The sequence below is a fragment of the Micromonospora sp. CV4 genome, assembly GCF_003667455.1.
Lineage (GTDB): Bacteria > Actinomycetota > Actinomycetes > Mycobacteriales > Micromonosporaceae > Micromonospora.
On sequence record NZ_RCVI01000216.1, the window covers coordinates 88,650 to 108,999 of the forward strand.

General features: G+C 73.7%; 21 protein-coding genes. 13 read left to right on the plus strand and 8 right to left on the minus strand.

Going from position 1 to position 20,350, the window contains the following annotated elements:
- Positions 1-3: 3 nt before the first annotated feature.
- From EAD98_RS08970 to EAD98_RS08980, 3 genes are read right to left on the minus strand one after another with little or no spacing between them, the layout of a single operon-like run.
- Complete coding sequence (locus EAD98_RS08970; RefSeq protein WP_121653586.1) at positions 4-591, minus strand: CGNR zinc finger domain-containing protein; 588 nt, start codon at positions 589-591, stop codon at positions 4-6.
- A 19-nt stretch (positions 592-610) separates the two neighbouring features.
- Entirely contained in the window at positions 611-1,777 is a 1,167-nt protein-coding gene (locus EAD98_RS08975; RefSeq protein WP_121653587.1) for a glutathionylspermidine synthase family protein, read from the minus strand.
- Between the two features lies 1 nt (position 1,778).
- Positions 1,779-2,048 carry a hypothetical protein gene (locus EAD98_RS08980; RefSeq protein ID WP_233583761.1) on the minus strand — a complete coding sequence of 90 codons (270 nt, stop codon included), beginning with the start codon at positions 2,046-2,048 and terminating at the stop codon, positions 1,779-1,781.
- A gap of 159 nt (positions 2,049-2,207) precedes the next feature.
- Here EAD98_RS08980 and EAD98_RS08985 point away from each other — a divergent pair, with 159 nt between their 5' ends.
- The 10 genes from EAD98_RS08985 (at position 2,208) to EAD98_RS09030 (ending at position 11,962) form a co-directional block, all read left to right on the plus strand.
- Positions 2,208-3,128, plus strand: coding sequence for a proline dehydrogenase family protein (locus EAD98_RS08985; RefSeq protein ID WP_121653588.1), 921 nt, complete (start codon positions 2,208-2,210; stop codon positions 3,126-3,128).
- 35 nt (positions 3,129-3,163) lie between these two features.
- A complete protein-coding gene (locus EAD98_RS08990; protein WP_121653589.1) occupies positions 3,164-3,961 on the plus strand; it encodes an alpha/beta fold hydrolase in 798 nt (265 codons plus the stop codon).
- 59 nt (positions 3,962-4,020) lie between these two features.
- Positions 4,021-5,310, plus strand: a complete 1,290-nt coding sequence (locus tag EAD98_RS08995) for a hypothetical protein (protein ID WP_121653590.1) — start codon at positions 4,021-4,023, stop codon at positions 5,308-5,310.
- Between the two features lie 61 nt (positions 5,311-5,371).
- Positions 5,372-6,763 (plus strand): efflux RND transporter periplasmic adaptor subunit, encoded by a 1,392-nt coding sequence (locus tag EAD98_RS09000; protein ID WP_121653591.1) that lies wholly within the window; start codon positions 5,372-5,374, stop codon positions 6,761-6,763.
- Positions 6,760-7,689: an ABC transporter ATP-binding protein gene (locus EAD98_RS09005; RefSeq protein ID WP_233583762.1), complete on the plus strand. Its 930-nt coding sequence runs from the start codon at positions 6,760-6,762 to the stop codon at positions 7,687-7,689. Before EAD98_RS09000 ends, EAD98_RS09005 begins: the two co-directional genes overlap by 4 nt.
- Positions 7,686-8,870 (plus strand): ABC transporter permease, encoded by a 1,185-nt coding sequence (locus EAD98_RS09010; RefSeq protein ID WP_121653592.1) that lies wholly within the window; start codon positions 7,686-7,688, stop codon positions 8,868-8,870. Before EAD98_RS09005 ends, EAD98_RS09010 begins: the two co-directional genes overlap by 4 nt.
- 224 nt (positions 8,871-9,094) lie before the next feature.
- A complete protein-coding gene (locus EAD98_RS09015) occupies positions 9,095-9,304 on the plus strand; it encodes a helix-turn-helix domain-containing protein (protein WP_007465625.1) in 210 nt (69 codons plus the stop codon).
- A 249-nt stretch (positions 9,305-9,553) separates the two neighbouring features.
- Positions 9,554-9,655, plus strand: a complete 102-nt coding sequence (locus EAD98_RS09020; RefSeq protein ID WP_007465623.1) for an AURKAIP1/COX24 domain-containing protein — start codon at positions 9,554-9,556, stop codon at positions 9,653-9,655.
- Positions 9,656-9,776: 121 nt separating this feature from the next.
- The gene (locus EAD98_RS09025) at positions 9,777-10,850 is read left to right on the plus strand and encodes an NAD-dependent epimerase/dehydratase family protein (protein ID WP_121653593.1); all 1,074 of its coding nucleotides are present in this window, start codon (positions 9,777-9,779) and stop codon (positions 10,848-10,850) included.
- Positions 10,851-11,152: 302 nt separating this feature from the next.
- Complete coding sequence (locus EAD98_RS09030) at positions 11,153-11,962, plus strand: lysophospholipid acyltransferase family protein (RefSeq protein WP_233578480.1); 810 nt, start codon at positions 11,153-11,155, stop codon at positions 11,960-11,962.
- Between the two features lie 36 nt (positions 11,963-11,998).
- Here EAD98_RS09030 and EAD98_RS09035 read toward each other — a convergent pair whose 3' ends face one another.
- The 3 genes from EAD98_RS09035 to EAD98_RS09045 form a co-directional block, all read right to left on the minus strand.
- Positions 11,999-12,868 carry an HAD family phosphatase gene (locus EAD98_RS09035; RefSeq protein WP_121653594.1) on the minus strand — a complete coding sequence of 290 codons (870 nt, stop codon included), beginning with the start codon at positions 12,866-12,868 and terminating at the stop codon, positions 11,999-12,001.
- A gap of 150 nt (positions 12,869-13,018) precedes the next feature.
- On the minus strand, positions 13,019-13,897 hold the full coding sequence (locus EAD98_RS09040; protein ID WP_121653595.1) for a DUF5667 domain-containing protein: 879 nt from the start codon (positions 13,895-13,897) through the stop codon (positions 13,019-13,021).
- Between the two features lie 287 nt (positions 13,898-14,184).
- Positions 14,185-15,135, minus strand: coding sequence for an ECF subfamily RNA polymerase sigma factor, BldN family (locus EAD98_RS09045; protein ID WP_121653596.1), 951 nt, complete (start codon positions 15,133-15,135; stop codon positions 14,185-14,187).
- Positions 15,136-15,722: 587 nt separating this feature from the next.
- Between EAD98_RS09045 and EAD98_RS09050 the strand changes: the two genes are divergently transcribed.
- From EAD98_RS09050 to EAD98_RS09060, 3 genes are read left to right on the plus strand one after another with little or no spacing between them, the layout of a single operon-like run.
- Positions 15,723-17,357, plus strand: a complete 1,635-nt coding sequence (locus tag EAD98_RS09050) for an AMP-binding protein (RefSeq protein WP_121653610.1) — start codon at positions 15,723-15,725, stop codon at positions 17,355-17,357.
- Positions 17,347-17,601, plus strand: coding sequence for a glutaredoxin family protein (locus tag EAD98_RS09055; RefSeq protein ID WP_121653597.1), 255 nt, complete (start codon positions 17,347-17,349; stop codon positions 17,599-17,601). Before EAD98_RS09050 ends, EAD98_RS09055 begins: the two co-directional genes overlap by 11 nt.
- 20 nt (positions 17,602-17,621) lie before the next feature.
- Positions 17,622-18,284, plus strand: coding sequence for an HAD family hydrolase (locus EAD98_RS09060; protein WP_121653598.1), 663 nt, complete (start codon positions 17,622-17,624; stop codon positions 18,282-18,284).
- Here EAD98_RS09060 and EAD98_RS09065 read toward each other — a convergent pair.
- A complete protein-coding gene (locus EAD98_RS09065; protein WP_121653599.1) occupies positions 18,265-18,918 on the minus strand; it encodes a response regulator transcription factor in 654 nt (217 codons plus the stop codon). The genes EAD98_RS09060 and EAD98_RS09065 overlap by 20 nt on opposite strands.
- A gap of 58 nt (positions 18,919-18,976) precedes the next feature.
- On the minus strand, positions 18,977-20,275 hold the full coding sequence (locus EAD98_RS09070; RefSeq protein WP_121653600.1) for a sensor histidine kinase: 1,299 nt from the start codon (positions 20,273-20,275) through the stop codon (positions 18,977-18,979).
- Positions 20,276-20,350 lie beyond the last annotated feature (75 nt).

Here is a 20,350-nt window from a genome sequence, read left to right on the forward strand (position 1 = left end):
GCGTCAGCTGACCGGGGTGAGGGAGTCGGCGCCGCTGGTGGGCTGTGCGGCCACCGTCACCTGCTCGCCGACCGCGGCCCGCTTACGGGCCCGGTGCGCCGCCACGTGCGAGCGGGTCGCGCAGCGCTCGGAGCAGAACCGCCGGCAGCAGTTGGACGACGTGTCCAGGTAGACGTTGCCGCACCGCTCGTCCGCGCAGACGCCGAACCGGGCGCTGCCGTACTCGCAGAGCCAGACCGACAGGCCCCAGACCGCGCCGGCCAGGTATTCGGCGCTGACCGACGCGCCGCGGCTGGTCACGTGCATGTGCCAGTCGCTGGAGTCGTGCCCGGAGATGCGCGGCTGGACCGGGAACGCCTCGAGCAGCGCGTTCAGCTCCGTCACCGCCTGGCCGTCCCGCCCCGAAGTGCCGTACTCGAAGACGTCGCGCAACCGCTTCTGTGCCCGCCGAAAAATCGCGACATCCCGTTCCGCGACCTCGTCGCGCATCCAGGCGTTTTCGTCGGGGAAGAGGGCCCGCAGGTCGTCGAGGTCGTCCAGGCGGGCGTTGACCAGGTCAACGCCGGTCCGGGCGTACGCGTCGAAGTTCACGCCCCCAACGGTAGACGACTCACGGGGCGCGCGGCGCGTCGATGTAGTGCGGCAGAAACCGCGCGTAACCGTCGGTGATCAGACTCGCGCTCTCCCGGACCCCCACCCCCGCCGATTCGCCGTCGACGATCCAGCTGCCCAGGACCATCCGGTTGCCGTCGAACTCCGGCAACGCCCGGAACTCCTGGTAGCACCAGCCCTCGTCGCCGTAGATCCCCGGGTTGGTGATCTCCTGTTCGGCGGTGACGATGCGTACCGAGCCGCCCTCCCGGCCCAGTAGTGGCTTGGCCACGTACTCCGGCATGCCACGCGGCGAGTCGAGGTACGCCGGCAGCAGGTACTCGTGGCCGGGGTACAGCTCCCACAGGACCGCGAGCAGCGCCTTGTTGGACAGCAGCAGCTTCCAGGCCGGCTCGATCCAGGTGGTCGGGGTGCCCGGGGCCAGCGCGGGCGGCCCGTACGGCTCGGCCAGCATCCACTCCCACGGGTAGAGCTTGAAGCAGGTGGTCACCGGGCGGTCGTCGGCGTCGACGAAGCGGCGGCCGTCCCAGCCGATGTCCTGGATCGGCAGCAGGTCGACGGTCAGGCCGGCCTGCCGGGCGGTCTCGGCGAGGTAGCCGGCGGTCATGTGGTCCTCGCCCGACTCCTCCTCGTTCGACCAGAGCACGTGCACCCGGGGGTCGTGCAGCCCTGACCCGATCTTGGCCCAGGCGCCGACCAGCCGCTCGTGCAGGCTGTTCCACTGGTCCAGCTCCGGCCGGGTCTGCTCCAGCCAGTACCACTGGATGATGCTCGCCTCGACCAGCGCCGTCGGGGTGTCCGCGTTGTACTCCAACATCTTCGGCGGCCAGGTGCCGTCGTAGGCGAGGTCGAAGCGCCCGTAGAGGGTGGGTGGCGCCTCGCGCAGCGACCGGGCCACCGCCTCGGCCGCCCACTCCGGGATGCCGAACTCGGCGTACCGGCGGTGGGCCACCACGTGCTCGGCGGCGGCGACCGACATCCGGTGCAGCTCCTCGGTGGCCTCCTCCAGCCGCAGCACCTCGTCCAGGTCGAAGGCGTACGCGGCGGTCTCGTCCCAGTACGACATGATCCCGCCGTCGGGCAGCTCGGTGTCGACGTAGACCAGCCCTTGGGCCCGGATGGTGGCGTCCCAGTCGGGGCGCGGCGTGACCCGCTCGCGGCGCACCTCAGCCGCCGCAGGCGGCGAGGTGGGTGCCGAACCCTCCGCGCTCGGGCAGGGCCGCGGCCGTCGGCTCCGGGGCGGCGCGCCCGGCGGCCGGGTCGGGGACCCGCATCGCGAGGGCGACCGTGTCGCCGCCGCCGACCGGCCCGAGCGCGCAGTCGTCGTCGTCATCGTCGTCCGAGGTCATGTTGCAGCCGGAGAGGGCGAGCGCGAGAGCGGTGAGCGCGCCGAGCTGCACGGAGGCCGACCGGAGGCGGCGGGGGCGTTGGTCCACGGCATCGTTGTAGCCGATCCACGCCACCGCCGCCGCCCCGAGGTGCGGAAGGGCCCCTTGTGATCGGATTTTGTTGTACAAGGCGCCCTTCCCGACTCATCAGGCCGGTGGCCGGCTGCCCCTCGGCGGGGGCCCTGGCAGGGGCGTTACGCTCGGCTCATGCTCCGTTCCGTCATCCTCGCCGCCTCCCGGTCATCCCAGGTCGAGCGGCTCGTCGCGACCGCCCCGTTCACCCGGGACGTCGTTCGCCGGTTCGTCGCCGGCGCCGCCACCGACGACGCGTTGCGCGCGACCCGCGGACTCGTCGACGACGGTCTGGCGGTCACCCTCGACCACCTCGGTGAGGACACCGTCACCCCCGCGCAGGCCACCGCCACCCGGGACGAATATCTGAAGCTGCTGAAGATGCTCGGCGCCGCCGGGCTGACCCCGGCCGCCGAGGTGAGCGTGAAGCTCTCCGCCCTCGGCCAGATGTTCGACGAGCAGTTGGCGTACGACAACGCGCGGGCGATCTGCGCGGCCGCCGACGCGGTGGGCACCACGGTCACCCTGGACATGGAGGACCACACCACCACCGACTCGACGCTGGAGGTGCTGGCGAAGCTGCGCAAGGACTTCCCGTCGACGGGCGCGGTGCTCCAGGCGTACCTGCGCCGCACCGAGTCGGACTGCCGCGAGCTGTCCTCGGCCGGGTCGCGGGTGCGGCTGTGCAAGGGCGCCTACAAGGAGCCGGAGTCGGTGGCGTACCAGTCGGCCCGTGAGGTGGACAAGTCCTACGTCCGCTGCATGAACATCCTGATGTCCGGCGACGGCTACCCGATGCTGGCCACCCACGACCCCCGGATGATCGCCATCGGCGAGGACCGGGCCCGCTGGTTCGACCGTGGGCCGGAGCGCTTCGAGTTCCAGATGCTCTACGGCATCCGCCCCGAGGAGCAGGCCCGTCTGGCCGGCGAGGGTTACACCGTGCGCACCTACGTCCCGTACGGCGACGAGTGGTACGGCTACCTGATGCGCCGGCTCGCCGAGCGCCCGGCCAACCTGGTCTTCTTCGGCCGTGCCCTGATCTCCAAGAAGTAACGGACCGGACCGGCCGACGGGTTGGCTTTCTGGCCATGACAACCAGCCAGGTGCGGCGGGACGGCGGACGCATCGCGTACGAGGTGCACGGGGAGGGACCCCTCGTCGTCCTCTCGCACGGCATGGGCGAGAACCGGGGGAGCTTCCGGCATCTGGTGCCGCTGCTGGTCGCGGCCGGCCACCGGGTCGCCTCGGTCGACGTTCGGGGGCACGGGGAGTCCAGCGTCGGCTGGCCCACGTACGCCCCGGCGGAGGTCGGCGCCGACCTGCTGGCCGTGGTCCGCGACATCGACGCCGGCCCGGCCGTGCTGGTCGGCAGCTCATCGAGCGCGGCGGCGGTGGTCTTCGCCGCGACCGGCGCGCCCGACCTGGTCACCGGCATCGTGCAGATCGGCGCGTTCGTCGGCCGGCCGAAGCTCAACCCGTTGCTGCGGATGACGTCGGTGGCCGTCCTGCGCAGCCCCCGGCTGTTCGGGATGTTCCACAAGACGCTGTTCCCGGTGCACCGGCCCGCCGACGACGCGTCGTACCGCCGGGCGATGGTGGCCACCCTGCGCGAGCCCGGCCGGATGGCCGCGGTGCGCGGCGTGGTCGCGCCGGCCGAGCCGCACTGGACCGCCCGCGCCGCGCAGGTCCGGCAACCGGTGCTGGTGCTGATGGGTGCCAAGGACCCGGACTTTCCCAACCCGGGTGCCGAGGCGCGGGCGGCCCGGCGGCTGTTCCGCACCGCCGAGGCTCGGATGATCGAGGAGTCCGGGCACTACCCGCACGCCGACCGCCCGCAGCGCACCGCCGACGAACTGCTCGGGTTCCTGACGGTGTGCGGCGGCTAGAGCTTTCCGCTCCTGGGGCGGCCTCGCCCGATCCAGGGAATGGTCGTACCCTTCGGCGGGTGATTGACGGGGAGCAGCGGCTGGCGCCGCGGCGGCTCTGGCCGCTGTGGACGGTGCTCGTGGTGTTCGTCCTGCTGCTGGGCTGCGGCCTGCCGGCGCTGCTGGTGGTGGGAGTGGTGCGGGAGGCCGGCAGCCAGGCCACCGTCGGACGCATCGGAGCGTCGGCGACGGATGACCCGGCCACCGCGGTCGCCCGAGGGCTGGGCGACCGGATGACCGCCCAACTCCAGCGGCAGTCCACGGCGCTGCTCGGCGGCGACCGGGCCGGCTTCCTCGCCGTCGCCGCGCCCGCGGCGCAGGCCGACCTGCGCCGCCGCTTCGCCGCGCTGCGCGCGCTCAAGGTCACCGTCTGGCGCGCCGAGCCGAGCGGCCTGCCGGCGCCGGTCGTCGGCAAACCGGGTGAGTGGCGGCTGCTGGTGCGCTTCCAGTACTGCTTCGTGGCCCCGGCCTGCCGCCCCAGCCCGGTGCTGATCGGCACCCGCTGGCGGGAGAACGCCGCCCAGCCCCTGCTGGTCGCCATGGAGGAATCCAAGTCGGCGGAGACCGGCACCCGGCCCTGGGAGATCAGCGACCTGGCCGTGGCGATCGGCCCGCGGACGATCGTGGCCACCACCCCTGCACTGCGTGGCAAGTTGCCCAGCCTGCTCGCGCAGGCCGAGGCGGCGGCCGCGGTCGCCGACGGGTACGTGGTGGCCGGCTCACCACCGGACCGGTACCGGATCTTCTACGCCGGGCGGGGCGAGTGGCAGCGCTGGTACGGCGGTGGCCGGCCACAGTGGACCGGCGGCTACGCGGTGACGGTGGGCGGCGGCCACCACGAGGTGGTGCTCAACGCCGACGGGCTGCCCAGCAGCGGTGCGGACGATCTGCTCCGGCACGAGCTGACCCACGCCGCCTCGCTGCCGGAACGCGGCTACCCGGGCAAGACGACCTGGTGGCTGGTGGAGGGGCTGGCCGAGTACGCGGGCGCCGGTGGCCAGCCGGTCGACCGGTACGAGGGGCTCGCCCAGGTGCGGAAGCTGGTCCGGAGCGCCTGGGACGGCCGGCTGGAGGGCATCACCCCCGCCGACGACGCTCCCGCGGATCGGGTCGGCGGCAGCTACGGCGTCGGCTACCTCGCCGTCCGGCATCTCGTCGACCGTTACGGGCCACAGCGGCTGCTCGCCTTCTTCAAGGCCGTGGTGCACGAGCGCAAGGCGTTCGCGGTCGCCGCCGAGGAGGCGTTCGGCGAGCAGTGGTCGACGTTGCACGACGAGTGCGTGGCGTACGTCCGCGCCGCCGCCGCCTGACCCGACCGAGGGGCGGCCGCCACGCCGTGGTGAGCTGGGCGGTGAGCCGTACCATCGATGGGTGCGCCGCCCCCAGTCGCCGCGGCCTGTCCACGCCACGCGGCCCCGCCTGCTCACCGCCCTGACCGCCGTCGTCGTCCTCACCGCCACCACCGCCGCCTCGTGCGGCGACGACGACCCCGACCTCGCGCTCGCCTCGGCCGCGCGCAACCCGGTCACCGAGGTGATCGACGCGCCGGCGACGGTGACCGCCCGGGCCGCCGCCACCCTGACCGCTCCCGCCGACGGCACCCTGGCCAGCCTGCGCGTCCAGCCTGGACAGCGGGTGAAGCGCGGTCAGGTCCTCGCCGTCGTCGATTCGCCCTCCGCTCAGCAGCGGCTCCGCCAGGCGAAGGAGGCGCTCACCGCCGCGAAGCGTGCCGGCCGGGGTGTCTCCACCGGCAGCCTGACCGGCAGCCGGCGCGACACCGACCGGGCCGCCGACGAGGCGTTCGACGCCGCCCGCACAGCCGCCGAGAAGATCGCCGACCCGCAACTGCGGGACGCGCTGCGCACCCAGGTGACGTCCGCCCAGCGGCAGTACGCCGCCGCCGCGCGCACCGCCGACCAGGCCGTCCGCGCGCTGCAGCGGGGGATCAGCGGGCTGAACTCGGCGGTCGGCGCGCTCTCCACGGCTCAGCGGCTCCAGGCCCAGCAGGCGTACGACCTGGCGAAGGCGACCGTCGACGCGCTGACCCTGCGCGCCCCGGTCAGCGGGGTGGTGCAGCCGGGCGGCACCCGGGCCGGCGGTGGCCCGGCCGGTGGTCTCGCCGGGCTGCTGGAGCAGGCCGGCGGCGCCCAGGCGGCCGGGATCGACCCGTCGGTGCTGGCTCCCAGCCAGGGCGGGCCACCCGCGGGGGTGGACGACGCGGTGGCGGTGGGTGGCCGGGTCACCGCCGGCACGCCGGTGCTCACCGTGGTCGACACCGGGCAGTTGGGGCTGCTGGCTGAGGTGGACGAGACCGACGTGCTGCTGGTCAAGGCCGGCGTGACCGCCACCGTCGAGCTGGACGCGGTCACCGGCGCCAGCTACGACGCCATGGTCCGCTCGGTGGACGTGCTGCCGACCAGCTCCGCGCAGGGCGGGGTCACCTACCGGGTACGCCTGGCGCTGGGCGCCGGAAAGCTGGCCGAGGACGAGCCGGCGCCGACGCCGCGTCCCGGCATGAACGCGATCGTCCACCTGCGGGTGCGTGAGGCCGCCGACGCGGTGACCGTCCCCGCCTCGGCGGTGTTCTCCACCGACGGCCGGGACGCCGTCTGGGTCGTGCGCGACGGCAGGGCGGACCGGGCGCCGGTGACCGTCGGCGTCCAGGGCTCGGACCTGGTGCAGATCCTCGACGGTGTGCAGGCCGGCGACCGGGTCGTGGTCCGCGGCGCCGACCAGGTCCGCGACGGCCAGGAGGTGCGGTGACCGGCTCGCCGCCGGCGATCGAGGCGGTGGACGTGTCCCGGACGTACCAGCTGGACGGGGTGTCGGTCGAGGCGCTGCGCGGCGTGTCGCTGACCGTGCAGCCGGGTGATTACGTGGCGCTGGTCGGGCCGTCCGGGTCGGGCAAGTCCACCCTCATGCATCTCCTCGGCGGGCTCGACCGGCCCACCGGTGGTCGGCTGGTGATCGGCGGTCGGGACGTCAACGCCCTGTCCCCACCGGAGATGGCCACCCTGCGCAACGAGACGATCGGCTTCGTCTTCCAGGCGTTCCACCTGCTGCCGCGTACCTCGGCGGTGGAGAACGTGGCGTTGCCGCTGGTCTACCGGGGCGTGCCGGCCCGCCAGCGCCGGGAGCGGGCGGCGGCGGTGCTCGGCCGGGTCGGCCTCGGGCACCGGTTGGGCCACCGGCCCAACCAGATGTCCGGCGGCGAGCAGCAGCGGGTCGCCATCGCCCGCGCGCTGGTCACCGAGCCGACGGTGCTGCTGGCCGACGAACCCACCGGCAACCTGGACAGCGTCACCGGCGCGGCGGTGCTGGAGCTGCTGGAGCGGCTGAACGTCGAGTCCGGGGTGGCGCTGGTGATGGTCACCCACGACCAGGAGGTCGCGGCCCGGGCCCGCCGTCGGATCACCATGCGCGACGGCGTGGTGGTGGCGGACAGCGCGACCGACGACGGCACCACCCACCTGCATGATCGACCGCTGTCCGTTGATCATGGTCGACCTGCGACACTGGTCCCCGCTCCCAGCGCGGAGCCCCGGTCCGTGTCCGGAAGCGGCCCGGGGCACCCGTCCGGTGGCTCTGGTGGCGCCGCCGGAGCCACCGGGCGCCTTCCGCACCCGCCGGACCGCGGCCCGGGGTCCGAGGACGCCGACGCGGCGACCGGCGACGGGAGCGACTCGTGAGGGTCGCCGAGGCGTGGCGGGTGGCGCTGGACGCGTTGCGGGCCAATCGCCTGCGCAGCGCGCTGACGATGCTCGGGGTGATCATCGGCGTGGCCTCGGTGGTGCTGCTGGTGGCCATCGGCACCGGCACCAAACAGAAGGTGGAGCAGCAGGTCGAGGGGCTCGGCTCCAACCTGCTGCTGGTCGTGCCCGGCAGGATCGAGGTGGGCACCGCGCCGGTGGTCTCGCCGCTGACCCTCAAGGACGTGGACGCCGTCACCCGGGTGGTGGGGGACCCCGACCGGGTGGCGGTCACCATCGCCTCCGGCGCGACCGCGCGAGCCGGCGCCCGCACCGACTTCACCACCGTGCAGGGCGTACTGGAGACCACCCCGGCGGTGTTCACCCGGTCGCTGGCCCGGGGCCGCTACCTCACCGGCACGGACGTGGACACCAGCCGGCGGGTGGCGGTGCTCGGCGACCAGGTGGCCCGCGCTCTCTTCCCCGACCGGGACCCGCTCGGGCAGCAGGTGACGCTGGCCGGCGTGCGGTTCCGCGTGATCGGCGTCTTCGCGCCGCTCGGGCAGAGCCTCGGCGTGGACCGGGACGACGAGGTGCACGTGCCGGTGACCGCCGCGCAGCGGCTCTGGGGCACGCAGCGGGTGGACGGCATCGCGGTGAAGGCGCCGGACCGGGAGCGCATCGACGAGCTGGGCGAGCGGATCGTCGCCGAACTCAACCGCCGGCACCCGGACACCGAGTTCAGCGCGGTCACCCAGCAGCAGATCCTCGGCGTGCTCGGCGACATCCTCGGTGTGCTCACCGGCGTACTGGCCGCCATCGCCGGCATCTCGCTGCTCGTCGGCGGGGTCGGCGTCTCCAACATCATGCTGGTCAGCGTGCGGGAGCGGACGCGGGAGATCGGGCTGCGCAAGGCCGTCGGCGCCCGCCCCCGGGACATCGGTGTGCAGTTCCTGCTGGAGGCGGTGCTGCTCACCACGATCGGCGGGCTGACCGGGATGGCGCTCGGCGTGGGCACCGCGCTGCTGGTGGACACGCTGTCCCCGATCCCGGCGGCGATCACCTGGTGGTCGTTGGCGCTCGCGTTCGGCGTGTCGGCGGCGGTGGGCATCGTCTTCGGGGTGGTTCCCGCGCAGCGCGCCGGCCGGCTCGACCCGGTGGTGGCGCTGCGCGCCGAGTGAGCCACCGCCGTTCCGAGCCGCCCCAACCGGACGCCGGACGCAGGCAGGGAGATACCGGGAGCGCGGATCGGGTGAACCGGCGGCCCGAACATGATCAGTTGTACGAAGGGATCGCGCCGGTCACAGCCGCCCCGCTACCGTACTGGTAACACGCGCGTCGCCGGCCCGGCCCGGAGCATCCGTCGGGTTGGCACGCGCCGGGCATGGGATGGGTCGGTGAAGCCATGGCCGGGTCGCAGTCCGACGGACGGCTGTCGGAGGTCAAGTTCCTCACCGTTGCCGAGGTGGCGACGGTGATGCGGGTCTCGAAGATGACGGTCTATCGCCTGGTGCACAGCGGTGAGCTCACCGCGGTCCGGGTCGGCCGGTCGTTCCGGGTGCCTGAGCACGCGGTGCACGAATATCTGCGGGGTGCGTTTCAGGAGACCGCCTGAGCCACCGCCGCGCCCGCCGAACGCGACGTAGCGGGAGCTGGCGGGCCGCGCGGTCAGGCCCGGAAAGCGGCATCGACGGGGGCGCGTTGGTCCTGCTGACGCTCTCCGGCTACCCTGGAGCCCGACCGAGACCCCACCGGTGCGCCCCGCCGCCCAGACTGGTCCGGTCCGTTGTCCGCAAGCGGTCGCCGTCGCCACCTGCGTGGTGTCATCCGGTCCGCCCCGCACGTTGTATCGAAAGGCTGTCGTATGGGCTCGGTGGTCAAGAAGCGCCGCAAGCGCATGGCTAAGAAGAAGCACCGCAAGCTGCTGCGCAAGACCCGCGTCCAGCGTCGCCGTCTCGGCAAGTGATCGCCGCCGGGCACTCTGCCCGGCATCCGGCGTCACTTGCCACCTGTCGACCTCCGGAGGCTCAGGTGATCAGGCCGTGGTCGTCCCGGCTCGATCACTCCTGCCGGGGTAGGTGCGTCAGATGACCCCCGGTAGCACCTCAGGTGCTCCGGGGGTCGTCGTCGTCACCGGGGTCGGTCGTTACCTGGGCGCCCACGTGGCGGCCCGCCTGGCCGCCGACCCGCGTATCGAGCGGGTCATCGGGGTGGACGCGCCGGACCCCGGCGCCGAGTTCACCGACGTACTGGACCGCGTCGAACGGATCCGCGTCGACGCCGGCTCGCTCGGCGGGCTCCTCGCCGACCTCGACGTCGACGCGGTGGTGCACCTCGCGCTGGTCAGCTCTGCCGACCCGCAGCACGGCGGCCGGTCGGCCATGAAGGACCAGAACGTCATCGGCACCATGCAACTGCTCGCCGCCTGCCAACGGGCGCCCCGGCTGCGCAAGCTGGTGGTCCGCTCGTCGACCGCCGCCTACGGCGTGTCGTTCCGGGACCCGGCGGTGTTCACCGAGGAGACCGAGCCGCGCGAGGTGCCGCGTGGCGGTTTCGGCCGGGACATCCTCGACGTCGAGGGGTACGTCCGCGGCTTCCGGCGTCGTCGATCCGACGTCACCGCCACGGTGCTGCGCTTCGCGCCGTTCATCGGCTCGACCGCCGACACGACGTTGACCCGCTACTTCGCGCAGCCGCTGGTGCCCACCGTCTTCGGCCGCGATCCCCGCCTGCAGTTCCTGCACATCGACGACGCGCTGGAGGTGCTGCACCGGTCGATCGTGGAGGATCATCCCGGCACCTACAACGTCGCCGGGCCGGGCGTGCTCTCGCTGTCCCAGGCGATCCGGCGCGCCGGTCGTGTGGCCGTCCCGGTGCTGGAGCCGGGCCTCTCCGGCGCCGCCGCGCTGGCCCGCAGCATGGGCTTCGGCCGCTACGGCCTGGACCAGGTCGACCTCTTCGTGCACGGCCGGGTCGTCGACACGACCCGGCTGGAGCGGGAGTACGGCTTCACGCCGCGTTCCACCGCCGCGGCCTTCGACGACTTCATCCGCGCCCACCACGGAGGGGTCGTGGTCACCCGGGACCACCTGGCCGCCGCTGAGCAGCTCGTCCTGGACGGCATCCGGCAGGTCCGCTCCTCGATCCGGGAGCGGTCGTGACGGGGGCGGGGGAGGGTCGTGACCCGGCGGGCATCGGGCGGTTCGACGTACCGCAGGGGCCGACCGCGCCGGGCGCGGACCCGGCGCGGCGCAACGGACACCGACCGGCGGCCCGGGTGGCGCCGACCCCGGCGCCGGCCGACGAGGTCGACACCGCGGCCACCGACGAGCCGGTCGACGGCCCGGTTCCCGGCGAACCGGCGGGCGGGCGCGCTCCGGCCACCGGCGGCGAGACGGGTGGCACCGAGCCGGCCGTCGCGGACCGGCCGGGTGACCACTGGGACCGGAAGGTCGCGAACGGCCTGGCGTTCCTGCGCCGGCGGCTCTCCGGCGACTACGAGGTCGACGAGTTCGGCTTCGACCCGGAGCTGACCGACGCGGTCTTCCATCCGCTGCTGCGGCTGCTCTACCGGGACTGGTTCCGCACCGAGGTCAGCGGGGTGGAGCACGTCCCCGTCGACGGGCCCGCCCTGGTGGTCGGCAACCACTCGGGCACGGTGGCGCTGGACGCGTTGATCCTCTCGGCGGCGCTGCACGACAAGCACCCCGCGCATCGCTACCTGCGCCTGCTCGGTGCGGATCTCGTCTTCCGGATGCCGGTGGTGTCGGAGATCGCCCGCAAGACCGGTGGCACGGTGGCCTGCAACCCGGACGCCGAGCGGCTGCTCGGCGGCGGCGACCTGGTCGGTGTCTTCCCCGAGGGCTTCAAGGGCATCGGCAAGCTCTACGCCGACCGGTACAAGCTGCAACGGTTCGGCCGGGGTGGCTTCGTCTCGGCGGCGCTGCGCACCGGCACCCCGATCGTGCCGGTCGCCATCGTCGGTGGCGAGGAGATCTATCCGATGCTCGCCGACATCAAGCCCCTCGCGCGGCTTCTCAAACTGCCGTATTTCCCGGTCACGCCGACCTTCCCGTGGCTCGGGCCGCTGGGGATGGTGCCGCTGCCCAGCAAGTGGCTGATCCAGTTCTGCCCACCGATCCCGACCGCGCACCTGACCGACTCGGCGGACGACCCGCTGGTGGTCTTCAACCTCGCCGACCAGGTGCGGGAGACCATCCAGCAGACCCTGCACACGCTGCTGGAGCGACGGCCGGACCCGTTCGGCCCCTGAGTGCGGCCGGACCCGTTCGGCCCCTGAGCCCGCCGCTCAGCCGCTGCGGCGGCGACGCTGCAACGCCAGGCCACCGGCGACCGCGCCGGCGACCAGCCCGGCCGCAGCGGTCGACGGCACGGCGATCTTGACCGCGCGGCGGCCGGTACGGAAGTCCCGTACCTCCCAGCCGCGCTGCCGGGCCTGCCGCAGCAGGGTCCCGTCCGGATTGACCGCCACCGCCCGCCCCACGGCGGAGAGCAGCGGCAGGTCGTTGGCCGAGTCGCTGTAGGCCGCGCAGCGGGTCAGGTCCAGGCGCTCCACGGCGGCGAGCTGGGTGACCGCCTCGGCCTTCGCCGGCCCGTGCATCAGGTCGCCCACCAGCCGCCCGGTGTACGCCCCGTCCACCACCTCGGCCACCGTGCCGATCGCGCCGGTCAGGCCGAGCCGGGTGGCGATCACCCGACCGATCTCCACCGGGGCGGCGCTCACCAGCCAGACCCGCTGGCCGGCGTCCAGGTGGCGCTGCGCGAGCTGGTGCGTACCGGCCCAGATCCGGGGAGCCATCAGCTCGTCGAAGATCTCCTCGGTGAGGCGTTCCACGTCGTCCACCCGCCAGCCCTCGACGAAGGCCAGCGCGGCCTCCTTGGCCTGGGACATGTCACCGGCGTGCTCCCGGGCGAGCAACCGGAACCGGAGCTGCTGCCAGGCGAACCGGCCCAGGTCGGCGGTGGTGAAGTAGTTCCGCGCGGCGAGGCCGCGGGCGAACCAGTAGATCGAGGCGCCCTGCATCATCGTGTTGTCCACGTCGAAGAAGGCCGCTGCGGTCGGGTCTGGCGCGGTCGTCGGAGCCAGTTCGGTGTCCGCCCAGCCGGCGGTGTGACCATGGGCGTCGGTGCTGACCGTCACCTTGCGGCTGCGCGCCACGCGTCTCCCTTCCTCGCCAGGTACGACGGATGCCTCCAGCGAGGGTAGCCGGCAAGCACGGTCGACCGGCCGGGCAGCGAGCGAACTGTGGCAGAACCGGCCGGACCTGCGGTAGGGGAGTGGCCGGGGCGGCTGGGCGCCCCGGGTGGGTCAGCGGGTGCCGGGGCAGGCGGACGGGGCGGGGCCGAGCGTGTCGCTCGCCGTCGGCGCCGGCAGGCCACAGGCGATCGCCGCGCGCAGCGCGTCCGAGCGGTCCCGGATGCCGTCCAGCAGCGCCAGCGAACGCCGGGTCCGCTCCCGGTCGGCCCGGGTGGCCCCGTCGAGCAGGTTGCCCACCGCTCGCCGCTGACCGGCGACGAAGGTGTTGACGGTGTCCAGGCTGGCCGGCTCGGCCCGCTGCACGGCGGCGGCGTTGAGCAGGCGGACACCCTGCCGGGTGTCGGCGTCCATGTCGTCGAGGACCGCGCTGTAGCCGATCGGGTCGCCGCGCAGCTCGGCGGCCTCCCCGAGTCGGGTCCGGGCGAAGTCCAGGAAGAGCTGACCGCGGCTGATGTCCGAGCTGGCCAGGGCGAGCTGGGCCCGCTCGGTCGAGCGCTTCATGCCGTAGAGCGCGTCGCCGGGGACCGCGTTCTCGCTGGCGGCGGAGATGCCGGAGACGGCGATGGCGCCGGCCGCGATGCCGATCAGGATCGCGCCCCGGGCGCGGGCCCGGCGGGCGGTGACCGCCGGAAGCAGGGAACCCCGGGTGGTGCCGGCGGGACGCACGGTGGCCGGTTCGCCGGCCGGCGGTGTGGTGCCCAGCCCTTCCCGCACGGCGGTGGCGAGCAGCATCGCCCGCAGACCGGTCCGGAAGTCGGGGTCGACCTCGACCGCCGGTGGATCGACGCTGAGCCGCTGGCCCACCGCGACGAGCGGCGCGAGCTGGCCATCCGCACGGGACCGGACGTGGTGCCGTCGGCCGCCGTTGGCCTCGTCGAGAAGCTGCGCGAAGCGCTCCGCGCGCCGGCGGGAGAAGAGGATGTTGTCCACCGCAGGCACCTCCTCTCGCTGGTCACGGCCGGGCGGCCGCGGTCCTTGCCAGCGACCGGGCGGCAGTGTGACGCCACGGAGGTGAGGCCGGTCCGGCATGCCGGACGAACCTCGCTGACCCGGTCCTGCCGGGGCAACCACCGGTCGCACCCGGAGAAACGCCGTGGACCGGGCACGGGTTACGGGCCTGGCGGGCCGGAAATCACAGAAAGTGATCGTCGTCACCAGGCGCGACCGACTGAGCTGCCGGGACGCCGATCGACGCCCATCGGTCCCGCCGGAAGAAACTACGGCTGGAAGCCGTCGGGCAGGAGCCGGGCCAGGGCGCGGACCGCCCGGTACTGGAGGGCCTTGATGGCGCCCTCGTTCTTGCCCATCGCCCGTGCCGTCTCGGCGACCGAGAAGCCCTGGAGGAACCGGAGCACGATGCACTCCTGCTGCTCCGGGTTGAGCTGCTTCACGGCGGTGAGCAGGGCGACGTTGGTGATGTGCTCGACCACCGCCGCCTCCGGGCTGCCCTCCGGGCCCCGGTCCTCCCGGTCGGCGTCGAGCACGTCGCCGGTGGTGACCTCCAGCCGGTACCGGCCGGACTTGAAGTGGTCCGCGACCAGGTTGCGGGCGATGGTCACCAGCCAGGCGCCGAGGTCGCGGCCCTGCCAGGTGAAGCTGCTGATCCGCTTGAGCGCGCGGAGGAAGGTGTCCGAGGTGAGGTCCTCGGCGAGCTGCCGGTTGCCGACCCGGAAGTAGACGAACCGGAACACGGTGTCCACGTACCGGTCGTAGATCAGGCCGAACGCCTCGGACTCGCCGGCCTGGGCCCGCTCGATCAGCGTCCAGACCTCGGTGGCCGGGTCGGACGGGTCCGGTCGGCTCGGAAAGCCGGTCGGGGTGGTGGCGGCCGGTACCGCCGGGATCACCGCCGTCTCGCCCGCGGACGCGTCGGCGGGCGCCGTCGGTGTGTCGCTGACCCGTCGGCCCTGGGCCGGCATGGTCGGTCGGGCCGGTACGGCGACCCGGCCGCCGGCCGGCTTCGCGTTTCCGCCGGGCACCGCCGGTCGTGGTGGCGGCTCGTTGTGGTGTGGCCGGTTGCGAATCCGCTTCGCCGTGCCGTCGCCCCGCACGGCGGCGCCGTGCGGTTCGTCCATCGGGGCGCGGGCCGCTGGCCGCTCGTTGACCTGGGCGCGAGCCGTCTGACCGGTCAGGCCGACCGGGCGCTCCGCATAACCGAAGGTGGTCACCGCGTCGCCCCCGTCCCGTCGGTCGCCGGGCGGGCGGGTCTGCGGGTCGGCGGTGCGGACCGACCGGGCTTCCGGTCGGGCAGGACGGTTCCGGGGTGTGCCGACGGGCGGCAGTTCCCCTTGAGGTGCTGGTCCAATGCGCTCACAGGCACGGGGGCCTCCTCGGGCTGAGGGGTGTCGACTCACGGCAAATGGGGTGAGCCGACCCGAGTGATGATAGGGCCAACGTCACCCGCGCGTGGCAAGTCCGTTACACAGGGCGGAAGTATTTCCCCCTCCGTCGCACCGTCGGCGGACCGGTTGTCCGTCGTGTGCGATTGACTTTGGAGCGGCGCGGTGATCCAGGGTGGAACCCCTGGTCGAGGGCGCATTGCCCATTCGGCTGACCCGTCCCGTCCGGTGGTCGGCGCGACCCGGCCGAACCGGCGGGGCGTGGCGTCGCCCGTCCCATCGACGGGACGTGATCGGATCGCCGGTGGCACAGTGGTCAGTCCCGTGGGCGGGACCTTTCCGGGCGCCGCCGACCGTCCGCCGCCCCGACCGTCGGGCGTGGCCTGGCGCCGCCCGCTGTGCCAGACTCGATCACCGTGCAGGACGCATCGGCAAACACCGAGCCGAACCTCGCCGACCGGGTCCACCGGGCGGCTCTCGACCACGGCGATCGGGCCGCGCTGCACTGGCGCGACCGGACCCTGAGCTGGTCCGAACTGGACGCCGCGGTGGCCTCCACCGCGTACGCGCTGACCGCCGCCGCGCCGCCCGACGATCCGGGCGGTACGCCGCCACGCGTCGCGATCGCACTGCCCAACACCATCGACTTCGTGGTCAGCTGGCTCGGCGCCCTGCGCGCCGGACTCGTCGCGGTGCCGGTCAACCCCGGCTTCACCGCCCCGGAACTGCGGCACGTGCTCGCCGACTCCGGCGCCTCGGTGCTGATCGGCACCGAGCGGGTCCGGGGCCTGGTCGCCGAGGTGGCCGCCGAGCTGCCCGCGCTCACCGCCGTGCACGGCACGCCCCCACGGTCCGCCGTCGACGCGCCCGAGCCGCCGACGCGCCCGCGCCGGGGTGGCGCAGACCTGGCCGTACTGCTCTACACCTCAGGCACCGAGGGCCGTCCCAAGGGCGCGATGCTCTCGCACCGCGCCCTGCTGGCGAACCACGAGCAGGTCGACCGGATCGAGCCGCCGGTGGTCGGCCCGGGGGACACCGTGCTCCTGGCCCTGCCGCTGTTCCACGCGTACGGGCTCAACTCGGGGCTCGGCGCGGTCGTCCACCATGGCGCGACCGGCGTGCTGCTCGACGAGCCGGGGCCGACGGCGGGGCTCGACGAGATAGCCCGGCACCGGGTCACCGTGCTGGTCGGCGTACCGTCGATGTTCCTGGCCTGGGCCGGCGCGGCGGAGCTGCGGGCGGCGACCGCTTCCGTCCGGGTGGCGGTCTGCGGCGCGGCGCCGCTGGAGCCGGCGGTCGCGGCGCGCTTCGCCGAGGTGACCGGTCATCCGGTGCACGTCGGGTACGGCCTCACCGAGACCGCGCCGGTGCTCACCTCCACCCTGGTCGGCGGCGTGGCCAAGGCCGGCTCGATCGGCCGGCCGCTGCCCGGTTTGCGGCTGCGCCTGGTCGGCGCCGACGGCACGGACCTGTGGCGCGACGGCCTGGCCGTCCCCGACGAGGACCCGGATGAGCTGGACATCTCCGACGTGGCGCCGGGCACCGACCCGGGGCAGATCGTCGTAGCCGGGCCCAACCTCTTCACCGGCTACTGGCCCGACGGCCGGGACGGCCCGGACGCCGACGGCTGGTGGGGGACCGGCGACGTGGCGTACGCCGACGAGGACGGCGACCTCTTCCTGGTCGACCGGCTCGGCGAGCTGATCCTGGTCAACGGGTTCAACGTCTATCCGCGCGAGGTCGAGCTGGTGCTCTCCGGACACCCCGGGGTGGCCGAGTCGGCCGTACTGGGTGTGCCGCATCCCCGGACCGGCGAGACTGTCCGGGCGTACGTGGTGCCGGCGCCGGGGCGGCAGGTGACCGGCGAGGAGCTGCTCGCCCATTGCGCGCGGAACCTTGCCCGGTTCAAGTGCCCGACCGTGGTCGACTTCGTCGACGCCCTGCCGCACTCGGCGATCGGCAAGGTACGCAAGACCCAGCTCCGGTCGGCGACGCCGGCCGACCCGCCGGCGAACGCCGACACGCGCACGGAGGTAACCGATGTCCACTGACGCCCGGCTCGCCCTGATCACCCGCCCCGGCTGCCACCTGTGCGACGACGCCAAGGCGGCGCTCGACCGGGTGGTGGCGGTCACCGGGGACAAGTGGGTCGAGTGGGACGTCACCGCCGACGAGGGGCTGGAGCGGGAGTACGGGGACCGGCTGCCGGTGGTGCTGCTCGACGGCAAGGAGCACGGCTACTGGCGGGTGGAGGAGGAGCGGCTGCTGCGGGACCTGACCACGCCGCAGCTCTGAGCGGTGCCTATGGTGCTCTGATGACCCCTGCGCGCCCCCACCTCGTGTGGGACTGGAACGGCACCCTGCTCAACGACCTCAGCCTGGTGGTCGCGGCCACCAACGCGGCGTTCGCCAGCGTGGGCGGGCCGGCGGTCACCCTGGACGAGCACCGGGTGCGGTTCCGCCGACCGATCGCCGAGTACTACGCCGAGGTGCTCGGTCAGGCCGTGGACGACGATGAGTTCGGCCGGTTGGACCGGATCTTTCACGACGCGTACCGCAGCGGGTTGACCACCTGCGAGCTGGCCGCCGACGCGCGGACCGCGATGGCGGCGTGGCCCGGCAGCCAGAGCCTGCTCTCCATGTGGTTCCACGAGGAGCTGGTGCCCACCGTGCACACCTACGGGCTGACCGGCCATTTCACGCGGGTGGACGGGTTGCGTGCCGCGGTGGGCGGCGACCGCAAGGCCGAGTCGCTCCAGCGGCACCTGGCCGAGCTGGGCGTGGACGGCAACTCGGTGGTGCTGATCGGCGACTCCATCGACGACGCGGACGCGGCGCTCGCGGTGGGTGGTCGGGCGGTGCTCTACACCGGCGGCTTCACCGACCCGACCCGGCTGCGCGCCTCCGGCCACCCGGTCGCCGACACCCTCACCGACGCCGTGACCCTGGCGCGGGAGGTCAGTTCCGCAGGTAGGTGAGCACGGCCAGCACCCGCCGGTGCTGTTCGGTGTCCGGTGGCAGGGTGAGCTTGGTGAAGATGTTGCGCACGTGCTTCTCCACCGCGCCGTCGCTGACCACCAGGGCGCGGGCGATGGCGGTGTTCGAGCGCCCCTCGGCCATCAGGGCGAGCACCTCGCGTTCGCGCGGGGTCAGCTCGCGCAGCGGGTCGTCCCGGCGGCGTCGGGCGAAGAGCTGGCCGACCACCTCCGGGTCGAGCACCGTGCCCCCGGCCGCCACCCGGCGCAGCGCGTCCAGGAACTCGTCGATCGCGGCCACCCGGTCCTTGAGCAGGTAGCCGATCCCGCCGCCGGCGCCACCGGTGGTGGCGAGCAGATCGTCGGCGTACGACACCTCGACGTACTGGGACAACACCAGGATCGGGGTACGCGGCACCAGCCGGCGGGCCTCCACCGCCGCCCGCAGCCCCTCGTCGGTGTGCGACGGGGGCATCCGGACGTCGACGATCGACACGTCCGGCCGGTGGTTCACCACCGCCTCGACCAGCGCGTCGCCGTCCCCCACGGCGGCCACCACCTGGTGCCCGCTCTCGGTCAGCAGCCGTACCAGCCCCTCCCGGAGCAGGACGGCGTCGTCGGCGATCACGATGCGCATGGCTGTGTTGTCTACCACGTCCGGCCCGCCGGTAGGCCTCGGTGCGGCGTCCAACGGCTCACAGCGGAAGCTCCGCGCGGATCTCGGTGGGCCCGCCGACCGGGCTGACGACGGCCAGTTCACCGCCGGCGGCCCGTACCCGGTCGGCGATGCCGACGAGCCCGTGCCCCTTGGCAAGGTGCGCGCCGCCCTGCCCGTCGTCGCCCACCCGCACGAGGAGATGGTTGCCCTGCCGGGTGAGGGCGACGGTGGCCTCGGTGGCCCGGCTGTGCTTGGCGACGTTGGTCAACGCCTCGGCCACCATGAAGTACGCGGTGTTCTCCACGGCGGGGTCGAGCCGCCCGCCCGGCGTGCCGAGCTGCGGGTCCACCTGGAGCTCGATCGGGATCAGCCCCCGGCCGGCGAGCGCGGCCAGGGCGCTGGGCAGCCCCCGGTCGACCAGGACCGGTGGGGCGATCCCCCGGGACAACGCCCGCAGCTCGGCCAACGTGTCCCGGGTCTGGGCGACCGCCTCGTCGATGGTCCGCCCGGCCGCCTCCGGGTCGGTGGCCAACTGCTGCCGGGCCCGGCTGAGGTCCATCGCCAGCCGGACCAGGCGCTGCTGGGGGCCGTCGTGAATGTCGCGTTCCAGCCGGCGCAGCGCGGACGCCTCGGCGGAGACGGCGGCGCGTTTCTGCTCCTCCAGCACGGTGATCCGGTCCCGCATCTCGGCCACCCCGGTCAGCATGGCCCGGGCGAAGCTGGCCTGGAGCAGCGCGCAGCCCCGGACCACGATCGGCAGGGTGATCAGGAAGAACACCCCGATCGCGGTGGTCAGCCCGATCCGCGCGGTGGTGGAGTCGCCCAGGCCGAGCAGTTGGGCCAGGTCGCTGTCGCCCTCGCCGCGCGGCAGCGTCCAGTCGTACGCCCAGTAGAGCGAGCCGGTGACGGCGGCGGCCCACCAGACCAGCGCCACCACGAACGTGATCACCGACACGATCAGACGCAGCACGCCGTGTGCCACGTCGAGCCAGGACTGGGCGTCCCGCATCGGCACGAAGATCCGCCGCCAGGCGTTCGCCCCCGCCTCCGGCAGCCGGTAGTGCGGCCGGATCCGGGGCTGACGGAGCACCGCGGGTAGCCGCAGGCGCTCGATGTCGGCCAGCCCGCGGGCGGCGTACAGGGTGCCGCTGATGATCGGCAGGCCGATCACCGTGACGACCAGCCCGACGCCGACCGCGAGGCCCACGACGAGGACGACGAAGCTGGTCAGGGCCAGGGGGAGGCCGAGCAGCACGTACCCGGAGTCGACGAAGAGCTGGCGGGGGATGCTCGGTGCCAGCGTCGGCTGATCGCTGGGGGCGGCAACGGCGGTCATGCCCAAAGGCTAGGCAGCGCGGGTCCGCCACCCCATCCCGAAGCCCTGCCTCTCCCCCGTAGTGCTGTCCCTACC

Coding starts and splice junctions, on each gene's coding strand:
- EAD98_RS08985 (WP_121653588.1), top strand. CDS start 2,208: ATGCTCCGTTCCGTCATCCTCGCCGCCTCCCGGTCATCCCAGGTCGAG.
- EAD98_RS08990 (WP_121653589.1), top strand. CDS start 3,164: ATGACAACCAGCCAGGTGCGGCGGGACGGCGGACGCATCGCGTACGAG.
- EAD98_RS09015 (WP_007465625.1), top strand. CDS start 9,095: ATGGCCGGGTCGCAGTCCGACGGACGGCTGTCGGAGGTCAAGTTCCTC.
- EAD98_RS09020 (WP_007465623.1), top strand. CDS start 9,554: ATGGGCTCGGTGGTCAAGAAGCGCCGCAAGCGCATGGCTAAGAAGAAG.
- EAD98_RS09025 (WP_121653593.1), top strand. CDS start 9,777: ATGACCCCCGGTAGCACCTCAGGTGCTCCGGGGGTCGTCGTCGTCACC.
- EAD98_RS09055 (WP_121653597.1), top strand. CDS start 17,347: ATGTCCACTGACGCCCGGCTCGCCCTGATCACCCGCCCCGGCTGCCAC.
- EAD98_RS09060 (WP_121653598.1), top strand. CDS start 17,622: ATGACCCCTGCGCGCCCCCACCTCGTGTGGGACTGGAACGGCACCCTG.
- EAD98_RS09065 (WP_121653599.1), bottom strand. CDS start 18,918: ATGCGCATCGTGATCGCCGACGACGCCGTCCTGCTCCGGGAGGGGCTG.
- EAD98_RS09070 (WP_121653600.1), bottom strand. CDS start 20,275: ATGACCGCCGTTGCCGCCCCCAGCGATCAGCCGACGCTGGCACCGAGC.